The 23209-nt window shown below is 58.6% G+C and carries 19 protein-coding genes and 1 pseudogene; 16 read left to right on the top strand and 4 right to left on the bottom strand.

What is annotated here, in order from left to right; all coding sequences use genetic code 11:
* The first annotated feature begins 4 nt into the window (after nucleotides 1–4).
* Nucleotides 5–1684, top strand: a complete 1680-nt coding sequence (locus RA29_RS05845; protein ID WP_039683684.1) for a bifunctional protein tyrosine phosphatase family protein/NAD(P)/FAD-dependent oxidoreductase — start codon at nucleotides 5–7, stop codon at nucleotides 1682–1684.
* Between the two features lie 107 nt (nucleotides 1685–1791).
* Nucleotides 1792–3513 (top strand): sulfate permease, encoded by a 1722-nt coding sequence (sulP, locus tag RA29_RS05840; protein WP_193743473.1) that lies wholly within the window; start codon nucleotides 1792–1794, stop codon nucleotides 3511–3513.
* A gap of 66 nt (nucleotides 3514–3579) precedes the next feature.
* Here sulP and RA29_RS05835 read toward each other — a convergent pair whose 3' ends face one another.
* Both RA29_RS05835 and RA29_RS23750 read right to left on the bottom strand, forming a co-directional pair.
* The gene (locus RA29_RS05835; protein WP_241462559.1) at nucleotides 3580–4296 is read right to left on the bottom strand and encodes a LysR substrate-binding domain-containing protein; all 717 of its coding nucleotides are present in this window, start codon (nucleotides 4294–4296) and stop codon (nucleotides 3580–3582) included.
* A 3-nt stretch (nucleotides 4297–4299) separates the two neighbouring features.
* Nucleotides 4300–4488 (bottom strand): annotated as a pseudogene (locus RA29_RS23750) (LysR family transcriptional regulator); the annotation flags it as partial.
* 116 nt (nucleotides 4489–4604) lie between these two features.
* On the opposite strand from RA29_RS23750, the gene RA29_RS05830 reads away from it, so the two are divergent.
* From RA29_RS05830 to RA29_RS05785, 10 genes are all read left to right on the top strand, one after another.
* Complete coding sequence (locus tag RA29_RS05830; protein ID WP_039683680.1) at nucleotides 4605–5666, top strand: dipeptidase; 1062 nt, start codon at nucleotides 4605–4607, stop codon at nucleotides 5664–5666.
* Between the two features lie 47 nt (nucleotides 5667–5713).
* A complete protein-coding gene (locus RA29_RS05825) occupies nucleotides 5714–7309 on the top strand; it encodes an ABC transporter substrate-binding protein (protein ID WP_039683678.1) in 1596 nt (531 codons plus the stop codon).
* Complete coding sequence (locus tag RA29_RS05820) at nucleotides 7310–8368, top strand: ABC transporter permease (RefSeq protein ID WP_039683676.1); 1059 nt, start codon at nucleotides 7310–7312, stop codon at nucleotides 8366–8368.
* Nucleotides 8368–9276, top strand: a complete 909-nt coding sequence (gene nikC, locus RA29_RS05815) for a nickel transporter permease (RefSeq protein ID WP_039683674.1) — start codon at nucleotides 8368–8370, stop codon at nucleotides 9274–9276. Before RA29_RS05820 ends, nikC begins: the two co-directional genes overlap by 1 nt.
* The gene (locus RA29_RS05810) at nucleotides 9276–10133 is read left to right on the top strand and encodes an ABC transporter ATP-binding protein (protein ID WP_039683672.1); all 858 of its coding nucleotides are present in this window, start codon (nucleotides 9276–9278) and stop codon (nucleotides 10131–10133) included. Before nikC ends, RA29_RS05810 begins: the two co-directional genes overlap by 1 nt.
* The gene (locus tag RA29_RS05805; RefSeq protein ID WP_039683670.1) at nucleotides 10130–10870 is read left to right on the top strand and encodes an ABC transporter ATP-binding protein; all 741 of its coding nucleotides are present in this window, start codon (nucleotides 10130–10132) and stop codon (nucleotides 10868–10870) included. The genes RA29_RS05810 and RA29_RS05805 overlap by 4 nt, the downstream gene beginning before the upstream one ends.
* A gap of 83 nt (nucleotides 10871–10953) precedes the next feature.
* A complete protein-coding gene (locus RA29_RS05800) occupies nucleotides 10954–12489 on the top strand; it encodes an ABC transporter substrate-binding protein (protein ID WP_241462558.1) in 1536 nt (511 codons plus the stop codon).
* 5 nt (nucleotides 12490–12494) lie between these two features.
* On the top strand, nucleotides 12495–12932 hold the full coding sequence (locus tag RA29_RS05795; protein WP_193743472.1) for a GAF domain-containing protein: 438 nt from the start codon (nucleotides 12495–12497) through the stop codon (nucleotides 12930–12932).
* A 125-nt stretch (nucleotides 12933–13057) separates the two neighbouring features.
* Nucleotides 13058–14176 (top strand): CaiB/BaiF CoA-transferase family protein, encoded by a 1119-nt coding sequence (locus RA29_RS05790; RefSeq protein ID WP_039684060.1) that lies wholly within the window; start codon nucleotides 13058–13060, stop codon nucleotides 14174–14176.
* A complete protein-coding gene (locus tag RA29_RS05785) occupies nucleotides 14173–15348 on the top strand; it encodes an FAD-dependent monooxygenase (protein ID WP_039683667.1) in 1176 nt (391 codons plus the stop codon). The genes RA29_RS05790 and RA29_RS05785 overlap by 4 nt, the downstream gene beginning before the upstream one ends.
* Here RA29_RS05785 and RA29_RS05780 read toward each other — a convergent pair.
* Together RA29_RS05780 and acs are read right to left on the bottom strand one after the other, a co-directional pair.
* Nucleotides 15345–16352: an AraC family transcriptional regulator gene (locus tag RA29_RS05780; RefSeq protein WP_039683665.1), complete on the bottom strand. Its 1008-nt coding sequence runs from the start codon at nucleotides 16350–16352 to the stop codon at nucleotides 15345–15347. The two genes, RA29_RS05785 and RA29_RS05780, sit on opposite strands and share 4 nt — an antisense overlap.
* Nucleotides 16353–16687: 335 nt before the next feature.
* Nucleotides 16688–18640 (bottom strand): acetate--CoA ligase, encoded by a 1953-nt coding sequence (gene acs / locus RA29_RS05775; RefSeq protein WP_039683663.1) that lies wholly within the window; start codon nucleotides 18638–18640, stop codon nucleotides 16688–16690.
* Nucleotides 18641–18926: 286 nt separating this feature from the next.
* On the opposite strand from acs, the gene RA29_RS05770 reads away from it, so the two are divergent.
* The 4 genes from RA29_RS05770 (at nucleotide 18927) to RA29_RS05755 (ending at nucleotide 23207) form a co-directional block, all read left to right on the top strand.
* Complete coding sequence (locus RA29_RS05770) at nucleotides 18927–19943, top strand: C4-dicarboxylate TRAP transporter substrate-binding protein (protein WP_039683661.1); 1017 nt, start codon at nucleotides 18927–18929, stop codon at nucleotides 19941–19943.
* Between the two features lie 75 nt (nucleotides 19944–20018).
* Nucleotides 20019–20648 (top strand): TRAP transporter small permease, encoded by a 630-nt coding sequence (locus tag RA29_RS05765; RefSeq protein WP_039683659.1) that lies wholly within the window; start codon nucleotides 20019–20021, stop codon nucleotides 20646–20648.
* Nucleotides 20648–22045: a TRAP transporter large permease gene (locus tag RA29_RS05760; RefSeq protein WP_039683657.1), complete on the top strand. Its 1398-nt coding sequence runs from the start codon at nucleotides 20648–20650 to the stop codon at nucleotides 22043–22045. Before RA29_RS05765 ends, RA29_RS05760 begins: the two co-directional genes overlap by 1 nt.
* 211 nt (nucleotides 22046–22256) lie before the next feature.
* Nucleotides 22257–23207: an MBL fold metallo-hydrolase gene (locus RA29_RS05755; protein ID WP_039683655.1), complete on the top strand. Its 951-nt coding sequence runs from the start codon at nucleotides 22257–22259 to the stop codon at nucleotides 23205–23207.
* Nucleotides 23208–23209: the final 2 nt, after the last annotated feature.

The raw sequence follows: 23209 nt of genomic DNA, 5'->3' as shown, positions 1-23209 counted from the left end.
GCAGATGGATATCAGGAGAGTTACAGACAAGACATCCGTCAGCCCACAGATCACGGCGCAAGACTTGCCTGCGATCAAAGAAGCCGGATTTCGCGCCATCATATGCAACCGCCCGGATGGCGAAGGCGCTGATCAGCCCAGTTTCGAAGAGATCGAAGCGGCCGCGCAGGCCCTGGATATCAAGACGGCTTATGTGCCGGTGCAAACGGGGATGGTGCAGGACGCGGATGTCGCTGCCTTTGGCGCCGTACTTGAGGACCTACCGCGCCCGGTGCTCGCCTATTGCCGGACCGGGACACGCTCTGCCACCTTGTGGTCGTTTCACGAGAGCAAGAAGCGCCCGATACCCGAGATCCTCGCCGCCACGAAAGCCGCTGGGTATGACATGAACGGTGTTGCCCGGCGGATCGCCAATGGCGGCAAAACTCCGACGGATACCGGCGATGCAAAGTATGACGTCGTGATCGTTGGCGGCGGTGCCGGAGGTGTGGCTGTTGCCGCCAGTCTGCAGGCCCGGACCTCGAACCTGTCGATTGCGATCATCGATCCGGCGGACATCCACTACTATCAACCCGGTTGGACGATGGTTGGTGGTGGCATTTTTGACGCCACTCAAACCGCCAAAACAATGGGGTCTCTCATCCCCCGTGGCGTGAAGTGGATACAAGCTGCCGTGGCCGCGTTCGAGCCCGCCGACAATGCGGTGATCCTGGATGGGTGCCGTGTCGTGAAATACGACCGGCTGGTCGTATGTCCTGGCCTCAAATTGGATTGGGACGCTGTTGAAGGGCTGGAAGAGACGCTTGGGCGCAATGGTGTGACCTCGAACTATCGCTACGACCTAGCCCCCTATACCTGGCAGCTCGTGCAGGAGCTGAAGGAAGGGCGCGCGATCTTCACCCAGCCGCCGATGCCGATCAAATGCGCGGGCGCACCGCAAAAGGCGATGTACCTGTCGGGCGATGCGTGGTTTCGCAACGGTCGCCTAAAGGACATCGACATACAGTTCATGAATGCGGGCGGGGTGTTGTTTGGCGTAAAGGATTACGTGCCTGCGCTTGAACGATACGTCGACAAATACGACGCGACGCTTAACTTCTTTCACAACCTGACTTCGGTGGATGGTGCCGCGAAAACAGCGACGTTCCGGATCGCCAAGCCGGATGCAGAGCCGGAGAATGTCACTGTCGACTTCGACATGCTGCATGTCTGCCCGCCTCAGGTTGCTCCGGATTTCATCCGGGTTTCGCCATTGGCGGATGCTGCGGGGTGGGTCGATGTGGATCAGGCCACGCTGCGCCACGCAAGCTATGACAACATCTGGAGCCTTGGGGACGTCATGAACGCGCCCAACGCCAAGACCGCGGCAGCGGCGCGCAAACAGGCCCCAACCGTGGCCGAGAATATCGTGGCAGACATCTCTGGCCGCTCACCTACGGCGGCCTATGATGGCTATGGTTCGTGCCCCCTGACCGTGGAGCGCGGCAAGATCATTCTGGCTGAGTTCGGCTATGGCGGTGTTTTGAAGCCGAGTTTTCCAGCGGCGATGCTGGACGGCACCAAGCCCACGCGCCTCGCGTGGTTTTTAAAAGAACGCATGCTGCCGCCGATCTACTGGAAAGCCATGCTCAAGGGCAAGGAATGGATGGCCAAACCTGAAAAGCTGAAGGTCACGGCTGAATAGGCCGCGTATGGATGAAGTGCAGGGATTGGTTTGCCAAAGCCCTGCGGTCGGACGGGCTCAGGAGCGAACAGGTGAGCCCGTCCTCTTCTTTTTGCCCGGAATGAATGATGATTGACAGTTTGCGCCGCTACATTCCCGTGCTCGATTGGGGCCGCACGTATAATCGCAAAGCGTTCTCCAATGACATGATCGCGGCCGTGATCGTGACGATCATGCTGATCCCACAAAGCCTGGCCTATGCCATGCTTGCTGGCCTTCCGCCTGAAGCTGGTCTCTACGCATCGATTGCGCCGATCCTGCTTTATGCGATTTTCGGGACGAGCCGAGCGCTCGCTGTGGGCCCGGTTGCGGTGGTATCACTTTTAACCGCGTCCGCGATTGGACAGGTCGCGGAGCAGGGGACAGCGGGTTATGCCGTCGCCGCCCTGACGCTGGCTTTCCTGTCGGGCGGGATCCTGTTGCTGATGGGTGTTTTCAGGTTGGGCTTTCTGGCGAACTTCCTCAGTCACCCGGTCATTGCGGGCTTTATCACCGCGTCCGGCATTCTGATCGCGACAAGCCAGTTGAAAAACATTCTGGGCGTATCAGCGCACGGGCACACTTTGCCGGACATGCTAATGTCGATCCTTGGCCATCTGGGGGATACGAATGTCGTTACCTTCGCTCTTGGCGTAGCCGCGACCGGATTTCTGTTTTGGGTTCGCAAAGGCCTGAAACCGATGCTGAAGCGGCTTGGTGTGGGACCAACTGCTGCGGATGTCACAACGAAGGTGGGGCCAGTGGCGGCCGTTGTGGTGACCACATTGACTGTCTGGTGGCTCGACCTGGCTGATCAAGGTGTGAAGATCGTCGGAAGCGTTCCGCAAAGCCTTCCGCCGTTGACGTTGCCCGGCTTCGGATCTGATTTGATCGGCGCATTGTTTGTGCCCGCGCTTCTGATTTCGATCATCGGCTTTGTAGAATCCGTGTCTGTTGCGCAAACGCTGGCCGCCAAGAAACGTCAGCGCATTGACCCGGACCAGGAACTGATCGGACTTGGTGCGGCAAACGTTGGTGCGGCTTTTACCGGTGGTTATCCGGTCACGGGTGGTTTTGCGCGATCGGTGGTAAATTTCGATGCGGGCGCGGAAACTCCGGCTGCCGGTGCGTATACGGCGATTGGCTTGGCCGTTGCCGCGGTCGCTCTGACGCCCCTGGTGTACTACCTCCCCACCGCAACGTTGGCGGCAACGATCATCGTGGCCGTGCTTTCGCTTGTGGACTTTTCGATCCTTAAAAAGACTTGGTCTTACAGCCGTGCGGACTTTACCGCGGTGACTGCCACCATCCTTTTGACGCTGGTTCTTGGCGTGGAAGTCGGCGTCGCATCTGGCGTCGCAATTTCCGTGTTGCTGCACCTTTACAAAACCTCACGCCCGCATGTGGCCGAGGTTGGTCGGGTACCCGGCACAGAGCATTTTCGAAATACCCATCGGCACACCGTTGAAACTGACCCGACCCTTGTCAGCCTGCGTGTGGACGAGAGTCTGTTTTTCGTGAACGCGCGGTTTCTCGAAGATCTCATCCAGAAACGGGTTACCGAAGGGTGCGAGGTGAAGAATGTCGTGTTGATGTGCTCTGCCATCAACGAAGTCGACTACTCTGCGCTTGAAAGCTTTGAGGCGATCAACCATCGCCTGAAAGACATGGATGTCGGTCTGCATTTGTCCGAGGTGAAAGGGCCGGTTATGGATCGTCTCAAGCGGTCGCATTTCATCAGTGAGCTTAACGGACGCGTGTTCCTGTCTCAGTTCGATGCGTGGAGCGCGCTTTCCCTGCCGACACGTTAGGTCGTGGCCGCTTAGGTCATGGCCAATAGATCATTGAGGTCACGCCGAGCCACGTTGCGAAAATGACTATGTCGGCTTTGTGAAAGGCATCTTTGGCGTATGCAGCCTGAGGTGACGGATGAACGCACGCGCAATCGCGGGAGTGGGTTTGTGGTCTGACGTCACGAAGTAGGTCCGATACTCTATCGGTGACGCGAACCTGCGGAACACGACATCTTCCGACCGATACTGCGCAACCGGAAAAGGATTGACCACAGTCACGCCAAGACCCTCACGTGCCAGGTCCACCGCCGCGAATGATGTGGATGCTTCGGCGACGATCTTTGGAAAGCTTCGGCTGTTGGTCAAAACCCTTTCCAATTGTGCCCGTCGCGAATGCCGGCGGCTCAGGGCGATCAACGGTTGGTTGTGAAGATCCTGGGCCTGGATGACGTCAAGATCCGCCAGTTCGTGCCCGCTGGGCATGGCACAAGCGGCTTCCGAATATCGGTAGGGCGTTAGTTTTATGCCTTCGCGGGTGAGGTCGACACCGGACATACCCAAATCGGATCTGTCGTCCTGGACCCGACGGATCACATCCTCGGCCGAGTTGACTTCTAGGCTGACATAGAAGTGCGGGTTTGCTTGCAGGAACGTCGCGATGTGGCCAACGAGAAACCGATGCGCATATGTGGGCGGTGCGGTGAGCCGCAAGGTTTCCTGGGTCGGTTCAGTGGGCCCATCAATCCGGTCCAGCGCCTCGAACAGAGGATCAAGGCGCCGGTTCAACTGCGTTGCTTCCAAGGTTGGCCGCAGACGCCCCCCGTCACGCTCGAACAAGATACGTCCCAGACGCGCTTCCAGGGAAGAGATTGAGCGACTGATCGCGGATTGCGAAAGCCCTAGTCTAAGTGCGGCCTTTGAAGTCGTCCCACTCTCCATCAGCGCGCGCAATGCCTCATACTCGGGCAAGCTGTGCCAGGTTCGTCCCGCCATCATTGTCTCTGCGTAAACATCATCATTCTATGAAGTATTATCATATACATAATCATCGCCCATGAGAATTTATGTTTTAAGGTAGAACGGTTGTTATCTTTTTCAGGACGACACATATGGGGGAATTAACCCAACCTGCTATTTTTGACGGCCACAACGATGTTCTGCTGAAACTGTTCAGGGCTGGCCGATCCACCGTTGCTGACAACTTCATCAACGGTGGAGACGGGGCCGTCACATTGGCGTCGGCACAGGCAGGTGGTTTTGGCGGCGGCTTCTTCGCGGTCTTTGTTCCGTCCCCGATGGACGTGGACGATAAGTTCGAGGAGATGACCAAGGACAGGTATGACTTGCCGTTGCCTGATCCCATCGCATGGGAAGACGCATTCCCGGTGGTCATGTCCCAAGCGGCCATTCTTTTCGAGTTAGAAGAACTCGGCGCTCTATCCATATGCCGCAGCGTTGCGGACATTCGCACCTGCCTGGCAGAGGGCAAGATCGCCGCGATCTTCCATATCGAAGGCGCGGAAGCCATTGATGCAGACCTTGCGGCTTTGGACGTCCTCTATAACGCCGGGCTCCGATCGATTGGCCCGGTTTGGAGCCGCGAAACGATCTTTGGTCATGGTGTGCCTTTTCGCTTTCCGGCGTCGCCGCAGACCGGGCCGGGTCTGACAGATCACGGGCTGCGCTTGGTCAAGCGATGCAATCAGCTTGGCATTATGATCGACCTGTCGCATCTGAACGAGGATGGGTTTTGGGATGTCGCACGGCATTCAACGAAACCGCTTGTTGCCACCCATTCGAACGCACATGCCATTTGTCCGCATTCAAGAAACCTGACGGACAAGCAGCTTGCCGCCATTGCCGAAACCGGTGGCATGGTCGGTTTGAACTTTGCAGTGGCTTTTTTGCGGGCCGATGGCAAGATGCTGCCCGACGTGCCCTTGGAGCAAATGGTGCGCCATCTCGACCATCTGATCGAAGTGATGGGCGAAGACTGTGTCGGGCTTGGGTCCGACTATGACGGCGCAATTGTGCCAGAACCGCTTACATCAAGTGCTGGACTGCCAAAATTACGGGCAACCATGCGCCAACACGGCTACGACGACGCTTTGATGACGAAACTCTGCCATGGGAATTGGCTTAGAGTGCTCGAAGAAACCTGGGGATCCTAACCCGGGCACAAAAAACAAATATTTCTGACAACAGAGGAACGTATCACATGAATACCTTTGCAAGATTGCTCACCGGGGTCGCGATGGGCGTGGCCGTCAGCATGACATCACTTTCTGCTGTGGCCGAAACGCCTGCGAACATGCTCGTTATCGCGCACCGGATTGATGACATCACGACTATTGATCCTGCCGAAAGCTTCGAATTTGCCGGGTCCGACATCAGCCGCAATGTATACAGCCGCCTGGTTATGCTCGACCCGAACGATTTGGCTGCAGGATACAAACCGGACCTTGCTGAGAGCTGGGAAGTGTCCGAGGACGGCAAAACCATCACCTTTACCATGCGCGAAGGTGTGACGTTTCATTCGGGCAACCCCGTTACAGCAGAAGACGCTGCATTCTCGCTACAGCGCGCCGTCATTCTGAACAAGACGCCTGCGTTTATCCTGACGCAGTTCGGTTTTACAGCAGAGAACGCGGCAGAGACGATCCGAGCCGACGGCAACAAGCTGATGATCACCACAGACAAGCGCTATGCGACGTCGTTTGTTCTGAACTGCTTGACGGCGACCATCGGTGCCATTGTCGACAAGGAAACAGTCATGGCCAACGAGGTCGATGGCGACATGGGCAATGAGTGGCTTAAGACCAACTCAGCAGGCTCTGGCCCCTACAAGCTGGACAGCTGGAAGCCAAACGAGAGCGTCACAATGTCCTCCAACCCGGACTATTATGGCGGTGCCCCGGCGATGGAGCGTGTGATCGTGCGCCACGTTCTGGAAAGCGCGTCCCAGCGTCTGTTGCTGGAACGCGGTGACGTCGATATTGCACGGAACCTGAACCCCGAAGATATCGCCGGTGTGTCGCAAGCGGATGGCGTCAAGGTTGAGGACGAGCTCAAGGGCCGTCTGATGTATATCGCTCTGAACCAGAAGCACCCGGAACTGTCCAAGCCCGAAGTGCGGCAAGCGTTCAAATACCTGATCGACTACGAAGGCATGCGGGACAGCTTCCTGAAGGGGCAATACACGATCCATCAGAATTTCCTGCCGGCGACCTACCTGGGCGCGTCCGAGGAAAACCCATTCTCCTACAACATCGAAAAGGCCAAGGAGTTGCTGGAGGCCGCTGGCGTCGAGGACCTTGAGATCGAGATCGGTGTACGTGAGGCACAGGAACGGATCGAGATTGGTCAGAGCTTCCAGAACGCGGCCGCGCAAGTGGGCATCAAGGTCAACATCACCGTGGGCACGGCCAAGCAGATCCTTGGGCGCTACCGGGCGCGTGAACTTGATGTGTACCTGGGTGCCTGGGGACCGGATTATCCTGATCCGCAAACCAATGCAGGTACATTTGCCTACAACCCGGACAACTCTGACGAGGCCAATGCAACGGGCCTTCTGGCCTGGCGCAACAGCTGGGACACCGGCGGTCTGACGGAAAAGGTTGATGCGGCAGTGGTCGAGAACGACCGCGACATGCGCATCCAGATGTATCAGGACATTCAGGCCGAGTTCCGCGAAACGTCGCCCTTTGTCATCATGTTCCAGCAGATCGAACAATCTGCGCTGCGGGACAACGTGACCGACTGGTCGACCGGTCAGGCCGTAACGTCGGCTGCATATTGGCAGGTCACAAAGTAAATGGCCGTCACTGAAGGCAATGGGAAGGGGCGCTTGAGCGCGTCCCTTCCTCCTTGGTTGAAAACGACTTTGCTCACCATCGGCTCTATCGCGATGACGATGCTGGGCCTTCTATTCATCACATTTATCATCGGTCGCGTGATGCCGATTGACCCGGTCCTGGCGATTGTGGGCGAACGCGCATCGCAATCGACATACGATGCCGTATTTATTGAGCTCGGCCTTGATAAGCCGCTCGTTGTTCAATTCGGGTATTACATCTGGGATGTGCTGCATCTGGATTTTGGCACCTCACTTCTGAATGCACGGCCCGTGTCCGAGGACATCGCGCGCGTTTTTCCTGCAACGCTTGAGCTGGCAACGCTGGGTATCATCATCGGGATCGTGATCGGAGTGCCGCTGGGGGTCGTTGCTGCTGCGCGCAAGGGGTCGTGGATTGATCAGGTTGCGCGTGTTTTGGCGTTGGTCGGCTACTCCATGCCAATCTTCTGGCTTGGTCTGATGGGGTTGCTCATCTTCTATGGCATTCTGGGGTGGGTCGGCGGACCGGGGCGTGTTGGCATTTTCTATGTCGATGTGGTGCCCAGCGTGACGGGGTTGATCCTTGTCGATGCAGCCCTGGACGGCAATTGGGACGTCTTCAAGAACGCCTTCAGCCACATCATCCTGCCGGCGTCGCTGCTGGGATACTTCTCGCTCGCGTATATCAGCCGGATGACGCGGTCCTTCATGCTGGAGCAGCTGAGCGCGGAGTATATCACCACAGCGCGCGTCAAGGGCATGTCGGAATGGGACGTGATCTGGAAACACGCCTTCAAGAACATCCGCGTGCAACTGATCACGGTAATCGCTTTGAGCTATGCCAACCTGCTCGAGGGGTCGGTGCTAACCGAGATCATCTTTTCCTGGCCGGGGATCGGTAGCTACATCACCACGGCGCTGCTGAGCGCAGACATGAACGCCGTACTTGGCGGTACGGTGGTCGTGGGCCTGATCTTTATCCTGCTGAACATCTTCTCCGACCTGCTCTACAAGGTCTTTGACCCGAGGGCGAATTGATGACGGAACAGACACTTCGCCAGTGGTTGCTGACCGACACGCCCACATCGCGCCGACATGCCAAGCTGTCCGCGCTCTACCAGGGCTGGCTTGCCTTTCGCTCGAACACGATGGCGATGATCGGCCTCGGCATTTTGCTGGCACTTGTCTTGATTGCTGCGGCCGCGCCATTGCTCGCGCCGCACGATCCTTTTGTGCAGAACCTTGGCAATCGCCTGGCTCCTCTTGGGTCGGAAGGTCACCTGCTGGGCACGGACAGCCTGGGGCGCGATATCCTGTCCCGTCTCATCTACGGCGCGCGGATCACACTTTATATTGTGGCGCTTGTCGCTTTGATCGCGCCAATTGTTGGTCTGCTGGTGGGCACTGTTTCAGGGTATGTCGGGGGCTGGGTCGATATCGTTCTGATGCGGATCACCGACATTTTCCTGGCCTTCCCGCGCCTTGTTCTGGCGTTGGCCTTTGTCGCGGCGTTGGGGGCGGGGATCGAAAACGCCGTCATCGCCATCTCTCTGACCGCCTGGCCGCCCTATGCGCGCATTGCGCGGGCAGAGACGCTGACCATCCGGTCATCCGACTACATCTCAGCCATCAAGCTGCAGGGGGCAGGGGGCTTTCGCATCATCACGAAGCATATCTGGCCGCTGTGCATCTCGTCGCTGATCGTGCGGGTGACGCTGGACATGGCGGGCATCATCCTCGCGGCCGCAGGTCTGGGCTTTCTCGGCCTTGGCGCGCAACCACCTAGCCCGGAGTGGGGAGCCATGATCTCGGAGGGGCGACGCTTCATCCTTGACCACTGGTGGGTTGCCACCATGCCGGGGCTCGCAATCTTTACCGTGTCGCTTGCCTTTAACCTTCTGGGTGATGGTTTGCGCGATGTGCTCGACCCGAAGGCAGGTGAGTGATGGATACGCTTCTTGATATAGAAAACCTGTGGGTCAAGTTTCCGACCCGTCAGGGTATCTTTGATGCGGTCCGCGGGGTGTCGTTCACGCTTGGCCGCGAACGGTTGGGGATCGTCGGTGAAAGCGGGTCCGGCAAGTCGATGACGGGTCGCGCCATTCTGCGGTTGATCCGTCCACCCGGCATTGTTGAGGCGGACCATATCAAGCTGGACGGCGTGGATTTGTTGCAGAAATCCGAAAAAGCGATGCGCGATGTGCGAGGTGAACGGATTTCGATGGTCATGCAGGACCCCAAGTTCTCGCTCAACCCGGTGATGACCATCGGGGACCAGATCATCGAAGCGTATCGGCTGCACAACACGGCTTCCAAATCCGAAGCGCGGGCCAAGGCACTTGAGATGCTGGAGGCTGTGTCGATCCGCAATCCGGAACGTGTCATGCGCGCCTACCCGCACGAGATGTCGGGCGGTATGGGGCAGCGGATTATGATTGCAATGATGCTGATCCCCAATCCGGAAATCCTGATCGCGGACGAACCGACCTCGGCCCTTGATGTGTCCGTGCAACGCCAGGTGCTCGACATCATGGACAAGCTGGTCAAGGAGCGTGGCATGGGCCTGATCTTTATCAGCCATGACCTCAACCTTGTGGCTGACTTTTGCGACAGGGTCCTGATCATGTATGCGGGCCGGATTGTTGAGGTCTGCGATGCGGACAAGCTGCATGATGCGCAGCATCCGTATACGCGCGGTTTGCTGAACTCGCTGCCCCGGTTGAATGCACCCCGCGACAGGCTGGATGTGCTGAAGCGTGATCCGGCGTGGTCCGACGCGCCAAGTGTGAGCGGCCGCGTATGACGATGCTGCACATAGACAATCTGAATGTCTGGTTCGGCAGTGGCAGGGACCGTGTGGATGCCGTTAAGGGCGCATCTTTTGACGTGGGTGCCGGGGAAAGCTTCGGGCTTGTCGGCGAAAGCGGTTCAGGGAAATCCACGATCCTGCGCGCGATCACGGGTCTTGCCCCAACCTGGTCTGGCAGGATCGCTGTCGATGAACGGACGATTGAAAAGACGCGCGCGCGGGCCTTCTATAAGCAGGTGCAAATGGTGTTTCAGGACCCTTACGCCTCGCTGCATCCGCGCCATTCAGTTGACGCGGTGCTGGGCGAGACGCTGCAATTGCATGGCTTCAAGGATATTGATGCCCGCGTAGTCCGGCTGCTGGATGATGTCGGGCTTGGGCAGAAATTTCGCTTTCGCTATCCGCACCAGCTCTCGGGCGGACAGCGCCAGCGCGTTGCCATTGCCCGCGCCCTTGCACCGGAGCCGGAGCTTTTGTTGCTGGATGAGCCGACATCCGCGCTGGATGTGTCGGTACAGGCTGAAATTCTCAACCTGCTGGCGGACCTGCGGCAAGAGCATGGCCTGACCTATCTTATGGTGTCTCATGACCTCAGCGTTGTGGGGCACATGTGCGATAGGCTGGCGGTGATGAAGGACGGCGAGATTGTCGAAATCATGGATGTCGCCGATCTGCGCGTGATGAAGGCCGCGCATCCATATTCACAGCATCTGCTGCAGGCTTCGGTCTGAGCCGGGATTTAACAAGAGGGAAATACATGTATCATTTTCGAACACATCTTTTTGCAGGCATCGCCGCGAGTGTCCTCGCGGTCATGCCACTTCATGCCGAAACGCCAGACAACATTCTGGTTGTTGCGCAGAACATAGACGACATCGTGACGATTGATCCCGCGTCAGCCTATGAGTTCAGTTCGGGTGAGTATGTGGCCAATACATATGACACGCTGGTGCGCTACGATGCTTTGGACACAACGGTTCTTGCGCCCGCCCTGGCAACCGAATGGGAAATCGACGCCGAGACCAAGACCGTCACCTTCACTCTGCGGGAAGGCGTCACGTTCCATTCCGGCAACCCGTTGCGTGGCGAGGACGTCGTAGGCTCGTGGAAGCGCGTGGTGTCATTGGACAAGGCGCCTGCCTTCATCCTGAAGCAACTGGGTTGGACGCCCGAGAATATCGAGGAGATGGTCACAGCCGATGGCAACACCGTGACCGTTCGGTACGAAGGCGATTTTGCCCCGTCTTTCGTATTGAATGTTCTGGCTGCCAGACCCGCTTCCATTGTGGATATGGAAACGGTCATGGCGAACGAGCTGGAAGGCGATATGGGCCACGCCTGGATGAACCGGAACTCTGCCGGGACCGGTCCGTTTAGCCTTGGCACGTACCGGCCTGCCGATATCCTCTCGCTTAACGCTAACCCTGACTACTATCAGGGCGGCCCGGCGATGGATCGCGTTGTCATTCAGCACAACCCCGAAGGGGCTACGCAGCGCTTGCAACTTGAAGCGGGCGACATCGACATGGCCAAGAACCTCGATCCGGGGCAGATCGCGGGGCTTGAAGGCGTCGAAGGGGTGCGCGTTGAAACCTATCCGCAGGCGGCTGTGCACTGGGTGTCCTTTAACCAGAAAACCGAAAGCTTGACCGATCCCGCCGTTTGGGAAGCCGCCCGGTATCTGGTGGACTACGACGGCATGGCCGACGGTATGCTCAAGGGGCAGATGAAGGTGCATCAGGCGTTCTGGCCCGATGGGTTTCCCGGTGCGCTGACTGACACGCCATTCAGCTTTGATCCGGAAAAGGCCAAGCAGATCCTGACGGATGCGGGGGTGGAGACGCCGATCAACGTGACTATGGATGTGATCTCGGCCCCGACATTTGTCGAAATGGCGCAGGCTTTGCAGGCGTCTTTTGCGCAGGGGGGTATCAATCTTGAAATCGTGCCCGGCACCGGCGCACAGGTCATCACCAAGTACCGCGCTCGCACGCATGAGGCGATGATGCTCTATTGGGGGCCCGACTTCATGGACCCACACTCCAACGCCAAGGCGTTCGCATTCAACGCCGACAACTCAGACGATAAGTACGCATCCACAACCACGTGGCGCAATGCTTGGATGCCACCGGCAGAGATGAACGAAAAGGCGATGGCGGCCTTGGCCGAGCAGGACGGTGACAAACGGTTGGAGATGTACATGGAGCTTCAGCAGGAAACCCAAGCCGAAGCGCCGTTTGTCATCATGTTCCAGGCCATCAAGCAGGTCGCAATGCGCGACACTATCCAAGGTTTCGTGAACGGTGCCACCTCTGACTACGTGTTCTACCGTCTGGTCGAAAAGGAATGAGCGAGGTGTCGTCCCCCGCCGTGTTCTTTGCTGACCTGCATGAGGACGTCGGGGGGCGCCTGTTCACCATAACCGTCCTTGACCGACAGGCGGGACTGGCCCGCCGTGTCTATTCATCGGACCCTGAGGCCTATCCGGTCTCAGGCACGAAGCCGATGGCGCAAGGGGCCTGGACCCAGATGGTGATTGATCGAGGTGAAACCTTTGTGGCGAACACGGTTGCAGAGTTTGCGATCTACTTTGCCGATCATGCACTGATCGAAAGCCTTGGTTGCAAATCCGCATTGAATATGCCGATCCTGAACGACGAACAGGTGATCGGGACTGTGAATGTGCTGGATGAAGAACACTATTTTTCGCCTGACCGCGTGCGGATCTGTCAGTCCGCGATCCGCCACCGGCACAAAGAGCTGATTGCTGTCTTACAGGCTTTGGCCCCGTGATCACATCGGTTCAGCGCACGCCTCCGGGCTGGAAGATGCGGCAGTCGCGCCTCTGGTGATTTGCGTACAAGCGTGATGATGTGCCCTTATGAAAAACGCATATCGGCAGCGCGAGGGTGGGCACAATGCCAGGGCCGCTTGATGGTTTGAACGTGGTCGAAATCGCTGGCCTTGGTCCCGCACCGCTTGCTGGGCAATTGCTGGCGGACATGGGCGCAGAGGTCATCGTCATTGACCGCGCGTCCGCTCGGCAGGATTCGTCGGACATCAACCGACGTGGCAAACGCTCCATCGCCCTGAACCTCAAGTCTGCGGCAGGTATTGCAGTCGCACGCGATCTGATTGCGCGGGCCGATATCCTGATCGAAGGCTTCCGCCCTGGGGTGATGGAGCGGTTGGGGCTTGGCCCAGATGACCTACCCGACAAGCTGATCTACGGTCGGATGACTGGCTGGGGTCAAGATGGGCCGCTTGCACAGACGGCGGGTCATGATCTGACCTATCTCGCGCAAACCGGTGTCTTGAGCCTGATGGGCACGGCTGACGCCCCGCCAAAGCCGCCGTTGAACCTGGTCGCGGATTACGGTGGGGGAAGCATGTTCCTTGTCTTTGGCATTCTGTCTGCGGTGATCGCGCGTGGGCGCACGGGCAAGGGACAGGTTGTCGATGCGGCAATGATCGATGGTGTTCCGGCCATGATGGGGTTGTTGCACGGTTTCATGGCCAATGGCTTTTGGTCCGACCGACCCGGCACAAACTGGCTCGATGGCGGGGCACCGTTCTACCGGTGCTATAGATGCGCGGACGGGCGCGATATTGCGGTGGCAGCGCTTGAGCCGCAATTCTATGCCGCCTTGCTCAAGGGGTTAGACTTGGATGCTGCCTCTCTGCCCGATCAGAATGATCGTACGCAGTGGGGCGCATTGACCAAAGTGTTTGCGGAACTGTTTGCCAGCCGCCCAAGGGATGCGTGGGTTGGCATCTTTGCGGGTACGGATGCCTGTGTTGCGCCTGTTCTGTCGATGACCGAGGCCGCGCGTGATCCGCATCTCGCGGCCCGCAGCACGTATGTCGCCGTGGACGGCGTTGTGCAGGCCGCACCCGCCCCGCGTTTCAGCAGATCGGTTCCGCGCGTGCCTGCAGAACCCGGTGCGCCCGGCGCGGATGGTCATGCGATACTGTCCGAACTTGGATACGACGCTGCACGCATAGATGACTTGCAGCGCGAAGGGCATCTGACATGAACGCAATCATCGTAGGGGGCGGTATCGGTGGTCTGTCGGCGGCAATTGCCCTGCGCCTGCGTGGCTGGACTGTTCGGGTGTTTGAACAGGCCGCTGCTCTGACAGAGGTTGGGGCCGGGCTTCAGATCTCGCCCAATGGCTGGCGGGTCATTGAAGCGCTGGGCGTGGCTGAGCATCTGTCCTCTGCGGTGTTCGAACCTGAAGCGATCGAGATGCGCCTGGGGGTCTCGGGCCGACAGGTGTTTCGCTTGCGGATGAAGGGCTACGCGCGGCAGAGGTGGGGTGCACCCTATTTTCACGTGCATCGCGCTGATCTGGTTGATGCCCTGGCAGTCCGCCTGGCGGAGCTTGCGCCTGACGCGGTGCAGACGGGTTGCCCGGTCTCGGGCTACACCCGGTCGGGTGACGTGCGTTTTGAAAATGGCGACACGCAATCCGCTGATTTGATTGTTGGTGCGGATGGTTTGCATTCTGTCATTCGCCGCCAGATTCTTGGCCCGCAATCGCCACGCTATACTGGCAATGTCGCATGGCGGGCGGTGGTGCCACTGACTGACCTGGCCACCCCGCCGCCCCCAACCGCCTGCGTCTGGGCAGGCAACAAGCGCCACGCAGTGACGACCTGGCTGCGCGCGGGCACAATGGCCAACTTTGTTGGCATGGTTGAACAGGATGAACCGGCCCCGGAAGGTTGGCGTATTGAGGGTGACCGCAACGACGCCCTAGCGGCTTTCGCAGGTTGGGATCCGGTGATCGTTGGGGTGATAGAACGCGCGCCGATACTGAACCGCTGGGCCCTTTTCGACAGGGCCCCGTTGCCGCTCTGGCATGACGGGTGCGTTACGCTCTTGGGTGATGCCGCACATCCGATGCTGCCGTCGATGGCGCAAGGAGCCGTGCAGGCATTGGAAGACGCATGGACGCTTGCGGCGGTTCTGGATGGAGCCGCTGATACAGAGCGCGCACTCGGGCAGTATTTTGACCAACGCATCGACCGCACAGCGCGGATACAGGCCGGGTCAGCAGCAAATGCGCGGATGTTTCACAAGGCGTCCACTTTGGGGCGCATCGGATTCTACGGACCAATGGCACTGGGCGCACGCTTGGCCCCCGGCATGATCCATGCGCGGCAGGACTGGGTCTATCGCCATGATGTCACGGCGCAGACCTAGTTGTTTGAGTTGTCGCGCATGGCTTGTGGGGTTTGTCCAGTCCAGGCGCTGAAAGCGCGGTAAAACGAGTTTGGATCGCGGTACGCCAGCAGGTAACTGATCTCCGCCACGTTCAGGTCGGTCGAGGTCAGGTATTCACGCGCCAGATCGGCTCGCGTGCTGTCGAGTACCTGCTGAAACCGCGTTCCCTCATCTCTCAGGTGGCGCTGCATGCTGCGTGTGCTGAGGCGCATCCGTTTTGCGGCCGCTTCGATCGTCGCCTCCCCCGCAGGCAGCATCTCGGCCAAGGTTGCGCGCAGTCTGGCGGAAACGGCGAGTTCTTCGGTTTGCAGTCGCATCTGACGTTTGAAATTCGGCTCCAGCTGCGCCCATTGTGCGGGGTCTGCGGACAGAAGCTTGCGATCTGCATCTTCCTGGGCAAGCGTCAAACGGTTTGGACCGCCAATAGCAACCTCCACGCCAAGGAAGTCTTCGAGCGCGTTGTGGCATGGCAAGCGCTCGGGCAATTGCGCTTCAAGTGGTGTAACGTGATGGCCCGTACACCCACGGATGGCTTCCGTCAGAAACACCAGCTCCGTCGCGCCAAATGTTGAGGGCAGCGGCAGGTTTGGTTGGTTCGAAGACTTCCTGACTTCAAGAGCTTGCGTCGATGTTCGTCTGAGGCCGAGGTACAGCGGTCCCGTCAATGGTTTGAACAGCGACAGCCGCTCTAGCCCAACAGCTACAGAAGGGCTGCAGGTAAACGCAAAAAATGCTGGATTGAATGGCCCACGGGCATAGGCGCGGCCAAGAAAAAGCGGCGTGTCATCGCGGTTCGCCTCGGCCAGAATTGCGTTCCAACCTGCGAAATAGTCCGCTGCATTCACCCCGCGTCCTTCATTCTGCAGAAAGTCCGCTGGAAAGCGCATCCGCCGCATCACTGCTGTGGGGTCAACATGAAGCAGGCCACACAACTGTTCGGTCGTTCTCGAGATTTTGTAGTAGGTGTCCTGCGCTGCCGTCATGCATACACTGTGCCGTGTATGCGCAATCAATGCCAGAGCTGTGGCGCGATCTGCAATTTGATTGGCGCAATATGTATGTGGCAGCGCTAAGAGTCATTTGCTGTTGTCTTGAAATGTTCAAGACACGGAAGATTTTATCGAATTTAAGCAGGTGCGCCAACTGATCCGCACGTTCGACGCGCCGGTGCGGACCAGTTGATGTTGTAAGCCATCAGGCTTGGGGTCCTGACCGATTTGAACCGGGTCGTGGGTGTGGGCAATACCATTCTGTACCACATCTATGGATGATGTGACCTTTCCACGCGGCATGGGCGGGGGCCTTTCTGGCCCCGTTGTTATGCCTTGTTCATCCGATTTTCGATCAGGTCATCGACGACTGATGGATCGGCCAGAGTGGACGTATCCCCCAACGCGCCAAAATCATCCTCGGCAATCTTGCGCAGGATGCGGCGCATGATCTTGCCTGACCGTGTCTTGGGCAGGCCGGGGGCCCACTGGATCAGGTCGGGTGAGGCGATGGGCCCGATTTCACTACGCACCCAGGTTCGCAACTCTTTGCGCAGATCTTCGCTTGGTTCCTGGCCGTTCATCAGGGTGACATAGCAGTAAATCCCTTGCCCCTTGATGTCGTGCGGGTAGCCGACCACTGCGGCCTCGGCCACCTTGGAATGGGCAACCAGTGCGCTTTCAACCTCGGCCGTGCCCATGCGGTGACCGGACACGTTGATTACATCATCGACGCGGCCGGTGATCCAATAATCACCGTCCTCGTCCCGGCGGCAGCCGTCTCCGGTGAAGTAGTAGCCTTTGTAGTCCGAGAAATAGGTTTTCTCGAACCGCTCGTGATCGCCCCAGACAGTTCGCATCTGTCCGGGCCAGCTGTCAGCGATGACCAACACTCCTTCGACCCCGTTGCCCTCGATGACATCGCCGCTTGTTGGGTCGAGGACAAGGGGTTGGATGCCAAAGAATGGCTTCATCGCCGCCCCCGGTTTTGTCGCATGCGCGCCGGGCAGGGGGGTCATCAAGTGACCGCCGGTTTCCGTTTGCCACCAGGTGTCAACAATCGGGCAGCGCCCGCCACCGACAACCTCGTTGTACCAGTTCCAAGCCTCGGGGTTGATCGGTTCACCGACTGTGCCCAGCACCTTGATGCTGCTCAGATCGCACCTGGTCACATAGTCATTGCCTTGCCCCATCAGCGCACGGATGGCCGTCGGAGCGGTATAGAACTGTGCGACCTTGTGCTTTTCACAGACCTGCCAGAAGCGAGAGGCGTCTGGATATGTCGGCACCCCTTCGAACATCAGCGTCGTGGCGCCGTTCGCGAGTGGGCCATACACAATGTAGCTGTGCCCCGTGACCCATCCTACGTCAGCGGTGCACCAATAGATGTCGCCGTCCTTGTAGTCGAACGTGATCTCGTGGGTGAGTAAGGCATAGACCAGGTATCCGCCAGTCGTATGCACCACGCCTTTGGGCTGACCCGTGGAACCTGAGGTATAGAGGATGAACAGCGGATCTTCAGCCCCCATCTCCTCAGCCGGACAATCGGCATCAACCTTTGCGGCTTCCTCATGCAGCCAGTGGTCCAGCCCGTTGCGCCAGGCGATCTGCTGGCCGGTGCGCTTGACGACCAGGCACTTGGTGTCGTCGATCACATTGATCAGAGCCTGGTTCACGTTGTCCTTAAGGTTTGTCACGCGGCCGCCGCGCGGTGCTCCATCGGCGGTGATCACGACCTTTGCATCGCAACCGGACACACGCGCAGCCAGCGCATCGGGCGAGAAGCCTGCAAACACGATGGAGTGGATGGCCCCAATCCGCGCACAGGCCAGCATGGCATAGGCCGCTTCCGGGATCATGGGCAGGTAGATGACAACCCGGTCACCCTTGCCCACGCCAAGCCCCTTGAGCACATTGGCCATCTTGCACGTTTCGGCGTGCAATTCACGATAGGTGATGTGCTTGGCCTCATCCTCCGGGCTGTCTGGTTCCCAGATGATGGCTGTCTGATCCCCGCGTGTGGCCAGATGCCGGTCGATGCAGTTGGCCGAGACGTTCAGGGTGCCGTCGCTGTACCAGTTGATCGACACATTCCCGAATTCGTAAGAGACGTCTTTGACCTGACTGTAGGGTTTCATCCAATCGACGCGCTTGCCGTGGTTGTCCCAAAAGGCCGCCGCGTCGACGATGGAGGCCGCATACATCTCTTCGTATTTTGCAGCATCTACATGGGCGTTGGCGGCCAGTTCTGCGTTTGGCGCGTGGGCTTTGGTGTCCGACATGGTTCCTCCCGGTCGTGTATCCCTATGATCGGAGGCGCACACACGGCGTATCCCGCCAAAAAGCTGGCGAGCCTCCTCCCTCTCTTACGGTGATAATACGCAACGTGTCGCAGAAGGAAATAAATGCGACGATGGTTGTATAGGCATCATCCGCAAAAACGATCGGACAAGACGGGTCCGCGCTCAAGATGAGCCCTTCATCCGCACCCCTCTTGGCAGCGTCGCATCGCCACGCTAGCCTCTTTACCAAGCGGGCCGACACGCCCCGCATCAAGGGAGAGATATCATGAACAAAATCGCAGTCGGCGGTATTGCCGCCGCCATTTCCTGCACATTCGCACTCGAAGCCGCCGCGACCGAGTGGAATGTATCCGTATGGGGCAAGCGCCGCGCCTTTACCGAGCATATTGAGAAGCTGGCCGAGCTGGTGTCTGAAAAGACGGGTGGCGAGTTCACCATGAACATCAGCTATGGCGGTCTGTCGAAGAACCGTGAAAACCTTGACGGTATTTCGATCGGCGCGTTTGAGATGGCGCAGTTCTGCGCGGGCTATCACCGCGACAAGAACCGCGTGATCACTGTTCTGGAACTGCCGTTCCTGGGTGTTGAGAACCTGGAGCAGGAAGTGGCTGTCGCCTCGGCTGTTTACCAGCATCCTGCTGCCGTGGAAGAGATGGAGCAGTGGAACGCCAAGCTGCTGATGACGTCGCCCATGCCACAGTATAATCTGGTGGGTACGGGTGATCCCAAGACAACCCTCGCCGATTTCAATGGCATGCGGGTGCGTGCGACCGGTGGGCTGGGCAAAGCCTTCGAAAGTGTTGGCGGTGTGCCGACATCGGTCACAGCAACTGAGGCCTATCAGGCAATGGAGTCTGGTGTGGTCGATACGGTTGCATTCGCTCAGCACGCGCACCTGTCCTTCGGCACGATCAACCAGGCGGATTGGTGGACGGCCAACCTGAACCCCGGCACCGTGAACTGCCCGGTGGTCGTCAACATCGACGCCTATGACAGCCTGTCGGACGCGCACAAAGCGGCGCTCGACAGTTCGGTGTCCGAGGCGATTGATCACTACCTTGCCAACTACGCCGAACTGCTGGAGCGCTGGGACAGCGTGCTGGAGGAAAAGGGTGTTCAGAAGGTCGAGATTGCACCAGAGGTGATCGAAGAGTTCCGCGCCAAGGCAGCAGAGCCTGCGCGTGATGCTTGGATTGCCGATATGGAATCGCAGGGCCTTCCGGGTCAGGAGCTGTATGACCTGGTTGTAAACACGCTGGCTGACGCCAAGGGCGGCAGCTGATCTCAGAGTGCGGTGCGGCTTTGGGCTATGCCTGTGGACGCACCGCATGTCTGTAAACGACAAGAGAGGCAGGGCATGGCAGGTGCATCCACAGTGCTGGAGGACTCCAGCATTTTGAGCCGCTTGGACCGGGCCTTGTTGCCCGTAGAGAAGATCATGGCGCTCTTGAGTGGGTTCGCCGCCTTTTCATTGATGTTTCTTGCCGCCTACTCTGTGTCGGCGCGCGAGTTCTTTGAAAAACCGCTGCTTGGCTATGTCGACTATATCGAAGCGTTGATGCCGCTGATCGCGATCATGGGAGTGTCGTATGTGCAGCGCAACGGCAGCCACATTCGTATGGATATCATCGTTGGCGCGATGCGTGGGCGGGTGCTGTGGTTGGTTGAGTTGCTTATGGTCGTGCTCATCCTTGTTCTAATGATTGCCTTGGTTTGGGGGTCTTGGGCGCATTTCGACCGGTCCTTTGACTGTGCGCGGCCATTGTGCAGCCGCGACAGTTCCATCGACATTTCGATGCCAATTTGGCCTTCGAAACTCCTTGTGCCCATCGCTTTTGCGGTGCTGTGCGCGCGGCTTGTTCTACAAGCAGTCGGCTACGCGCGGGCCTTTTGGCTGAACCTCGAACGTCCCGTCGCGGTGCCTTTGATCCAAAGTGTGGCCGCGCAAGCCAAAGCCGAAGCTGAAGCGTTGGAAGGGGCGGACTGATGGATCCGATCACCATTGGCCTGTGGACCACGGGCGGGATGCTGTGCCTTGTTTTTCTGGGCATGCGCGTAGCCTTCGCAGCAGGTCTGGCGGGGTTCGTTGGTCTTGTCTGGCTTCGCTGGAACGGCTTTGACTACGCGCCAGACCGGTTTTGGAAAGCTTTTGAGATCAGCGTCAAGATCGCCGGACAGGTGCCGCATTCCAAGGTCTCGGCCCACGCGCTGAGCCTGATTCCGACCTTCATCCTGATTGGCTACCTTGCATACTACGCCAAATTGACCACGGCACTGTTCGATGCGGCCAAGAAGTGGATTGCCTGGGTTCCGGGTGGTCTAGCCGTATCTACGGTGTTTTCGACTGCGGGTTTCGCCGCAGTGTCAGGCGCGTCCGTCGCCACCGCAGCGGTTTTTGCCCGCATCGCGATCCCAGAGATGCTCAAGATCGGGTACAACAAGCAGTTCGCAGCGGGCGTTGTGGCGGCAGGTGGCACGCTCGCGTCCCTGATCCCGCCGTCGGCGATCCTCGTGATCTACGCCATCATCGTGGAACAGGACGTGGGTAAGCTGCTGCTGGCAGGGTTCATCCCAGGTGCGTTTTCTGCGTTTATCTATGCCGTCCTGATCATCGGTATTGCAGTTATCTTCAAGACGGTTGGCCCGCCCGTGTCTGGTTTCACGTGGCGCGAAAGACTGATCGCCCTGCCACCTGCGCTTCCCATCGTCGCCGTCGTGGTGATCATTATCTTCTTTGTCTACAATCCCTTTGGCGATGCCTGGGGCACGCCGACCGAGGGCGGGGCTGTGGGCGCATTTATCGTGTTCCTCATGGCCCTTTACCGTGGGATGCGCTGGTCCGAGTTGAAGGACGCGCTGATCGAAACGGCCAAGCTGACGGTGATGATCTTCACCATCATCTGGGGGGTGCTGATCTATGTCCGCTTCCTCGGCTTTGCAGACCTGCCCGGTGCCTTCAGTGACTGGATCACGTCACTGACCGTGTCGCCCATGCTGATCCTGATTTGTATCCTTCTCGCCTATGCGGTCCTTGGTATGTTCATGGATGCCATCGGGATGCTGCTCCTTACCCTCCCTGTCGTTTACCCGGCTGTCATGGCCCTGAACGGGGGCGAGTTCGTGAGTGCCGAGGACAGCACATTCGGCATGTCGGGGCCCATGTGCGCGATCTGGTTCGGGATACTCGTGGTCAAGATGGCGGAATTCTGTTTGATCACTCCGCCGATCGGGCTGAACTGCTTTGTCGTTGCGGGCGTTCGGGACGATCTGAGCGTTCAGGATGTGTTCAAGGGGGTCACTCCTTTCTTCATCGCCGATGCAATCACCATCGCCCTACTTGTAGCATTCCCGGCGATCGTGCTCTGGTTACCCTCGTTGGCGTAGCTCTGACCATGGACAGCGATTGTAGGGGATCATCATTCTGGGCAGCACGAGGGTGGCCGACACCGCACGTCGGATCGTTCAGGGCTGGCTGGTTGCTGGAACGATCCAGACTGCATGAGTTGCGTTGTTAGTTACAAAAGCAACTGATACCCGGTTTCGAAGGACGAACGACAGGGCGGGCGAAGGTAGCGCGCCAAACAAGGACACACCCATGGCCAAGGCTTTCGCGTCCCAGGGGGACATGACGGAAAAGACCATTACCTTTGACGAGATTGGCGAAGGTTTGTGGGCCTTCACGGCTGAGGGTGATCCGAACTCCGGCGTCATCATCGGGGATGACAGTGTGATGATCGTCGAGGCGCAGGCGACCCCGCGTCTAGCCGAAAAGGTAATCGAAAAAGTGCGCTCCGTAACGGACAAACCGATCACGCATCTGGTTCTGACCCACTACCATGCAGTGCGCGTTCTGGGTGCATCTGCATATAGCGCCGATCAGATCATTATGTCTGACATGGCGCGCGGCATGGTGGCTGAGCGGGGGCAGGAGGATTGGGACAGCGAATTTCAGCGCTTTCCCCGACTCTTCGAAGGGCACGAGAGCATTCCGGGCCTGACCTGGCCGACGACGACCTTTTCCGATGCCATGACCGTGTACCTTGGCAACCGTCGGGTGGACATCAAGCATCTGGGGCGCGCCCATACGGCTGGGGATGCCGTCATCCACGTGCCGGACCAGAACGTGATGTTCACCGGCGACATCGTTGAATACCACTCGGCCTGCTATTGCGGCGACGGTTACTTCGGTGATTGGGGCGGTACGCTGGACGCGATCAAGGCGTATGATGTCGACGCCATTGCCCCTGGACGCGGAGACGCGTTGGTCGGGTCCGAGATGGTGAACAAAGCCATTGAAAGCACACGCGACTTTGTCGAAAGTACCTATCGCCCCGCCGCGCGTGTCGCGGCGCGGAACGGATCGCTGAAAGAGGCGTGGCGTGCCGTGCGCGCGGAATGCGATCCCAAGTTCAGCGACTACGCCATCTACGAACATTGCCTGCCCTTCAATGTCGCTCGTGCTTATGACGAAGCGCGCGGCATTGCCCATCCGCGCATCTGGACGGACAAGCGTGATATCGAGATGTGGGAGGCCGTGCAGGGGTAGGT

Origin of the sequence: Tateyamaria sp. ANG-S1 (assembly GCF_000814025.1) — a bacterium.
Lineage (GTDB): Bacteria > Pseudomonadota > Alphaproteobacteria > Rhodobacterales > Rhodobacteraceae > Tateyamaria.
The sequence above is the reverse complement of the archived record's forward strand: the minus strand, read 5'-3'. Positions and strand labels throughout refer to the sequence as shown.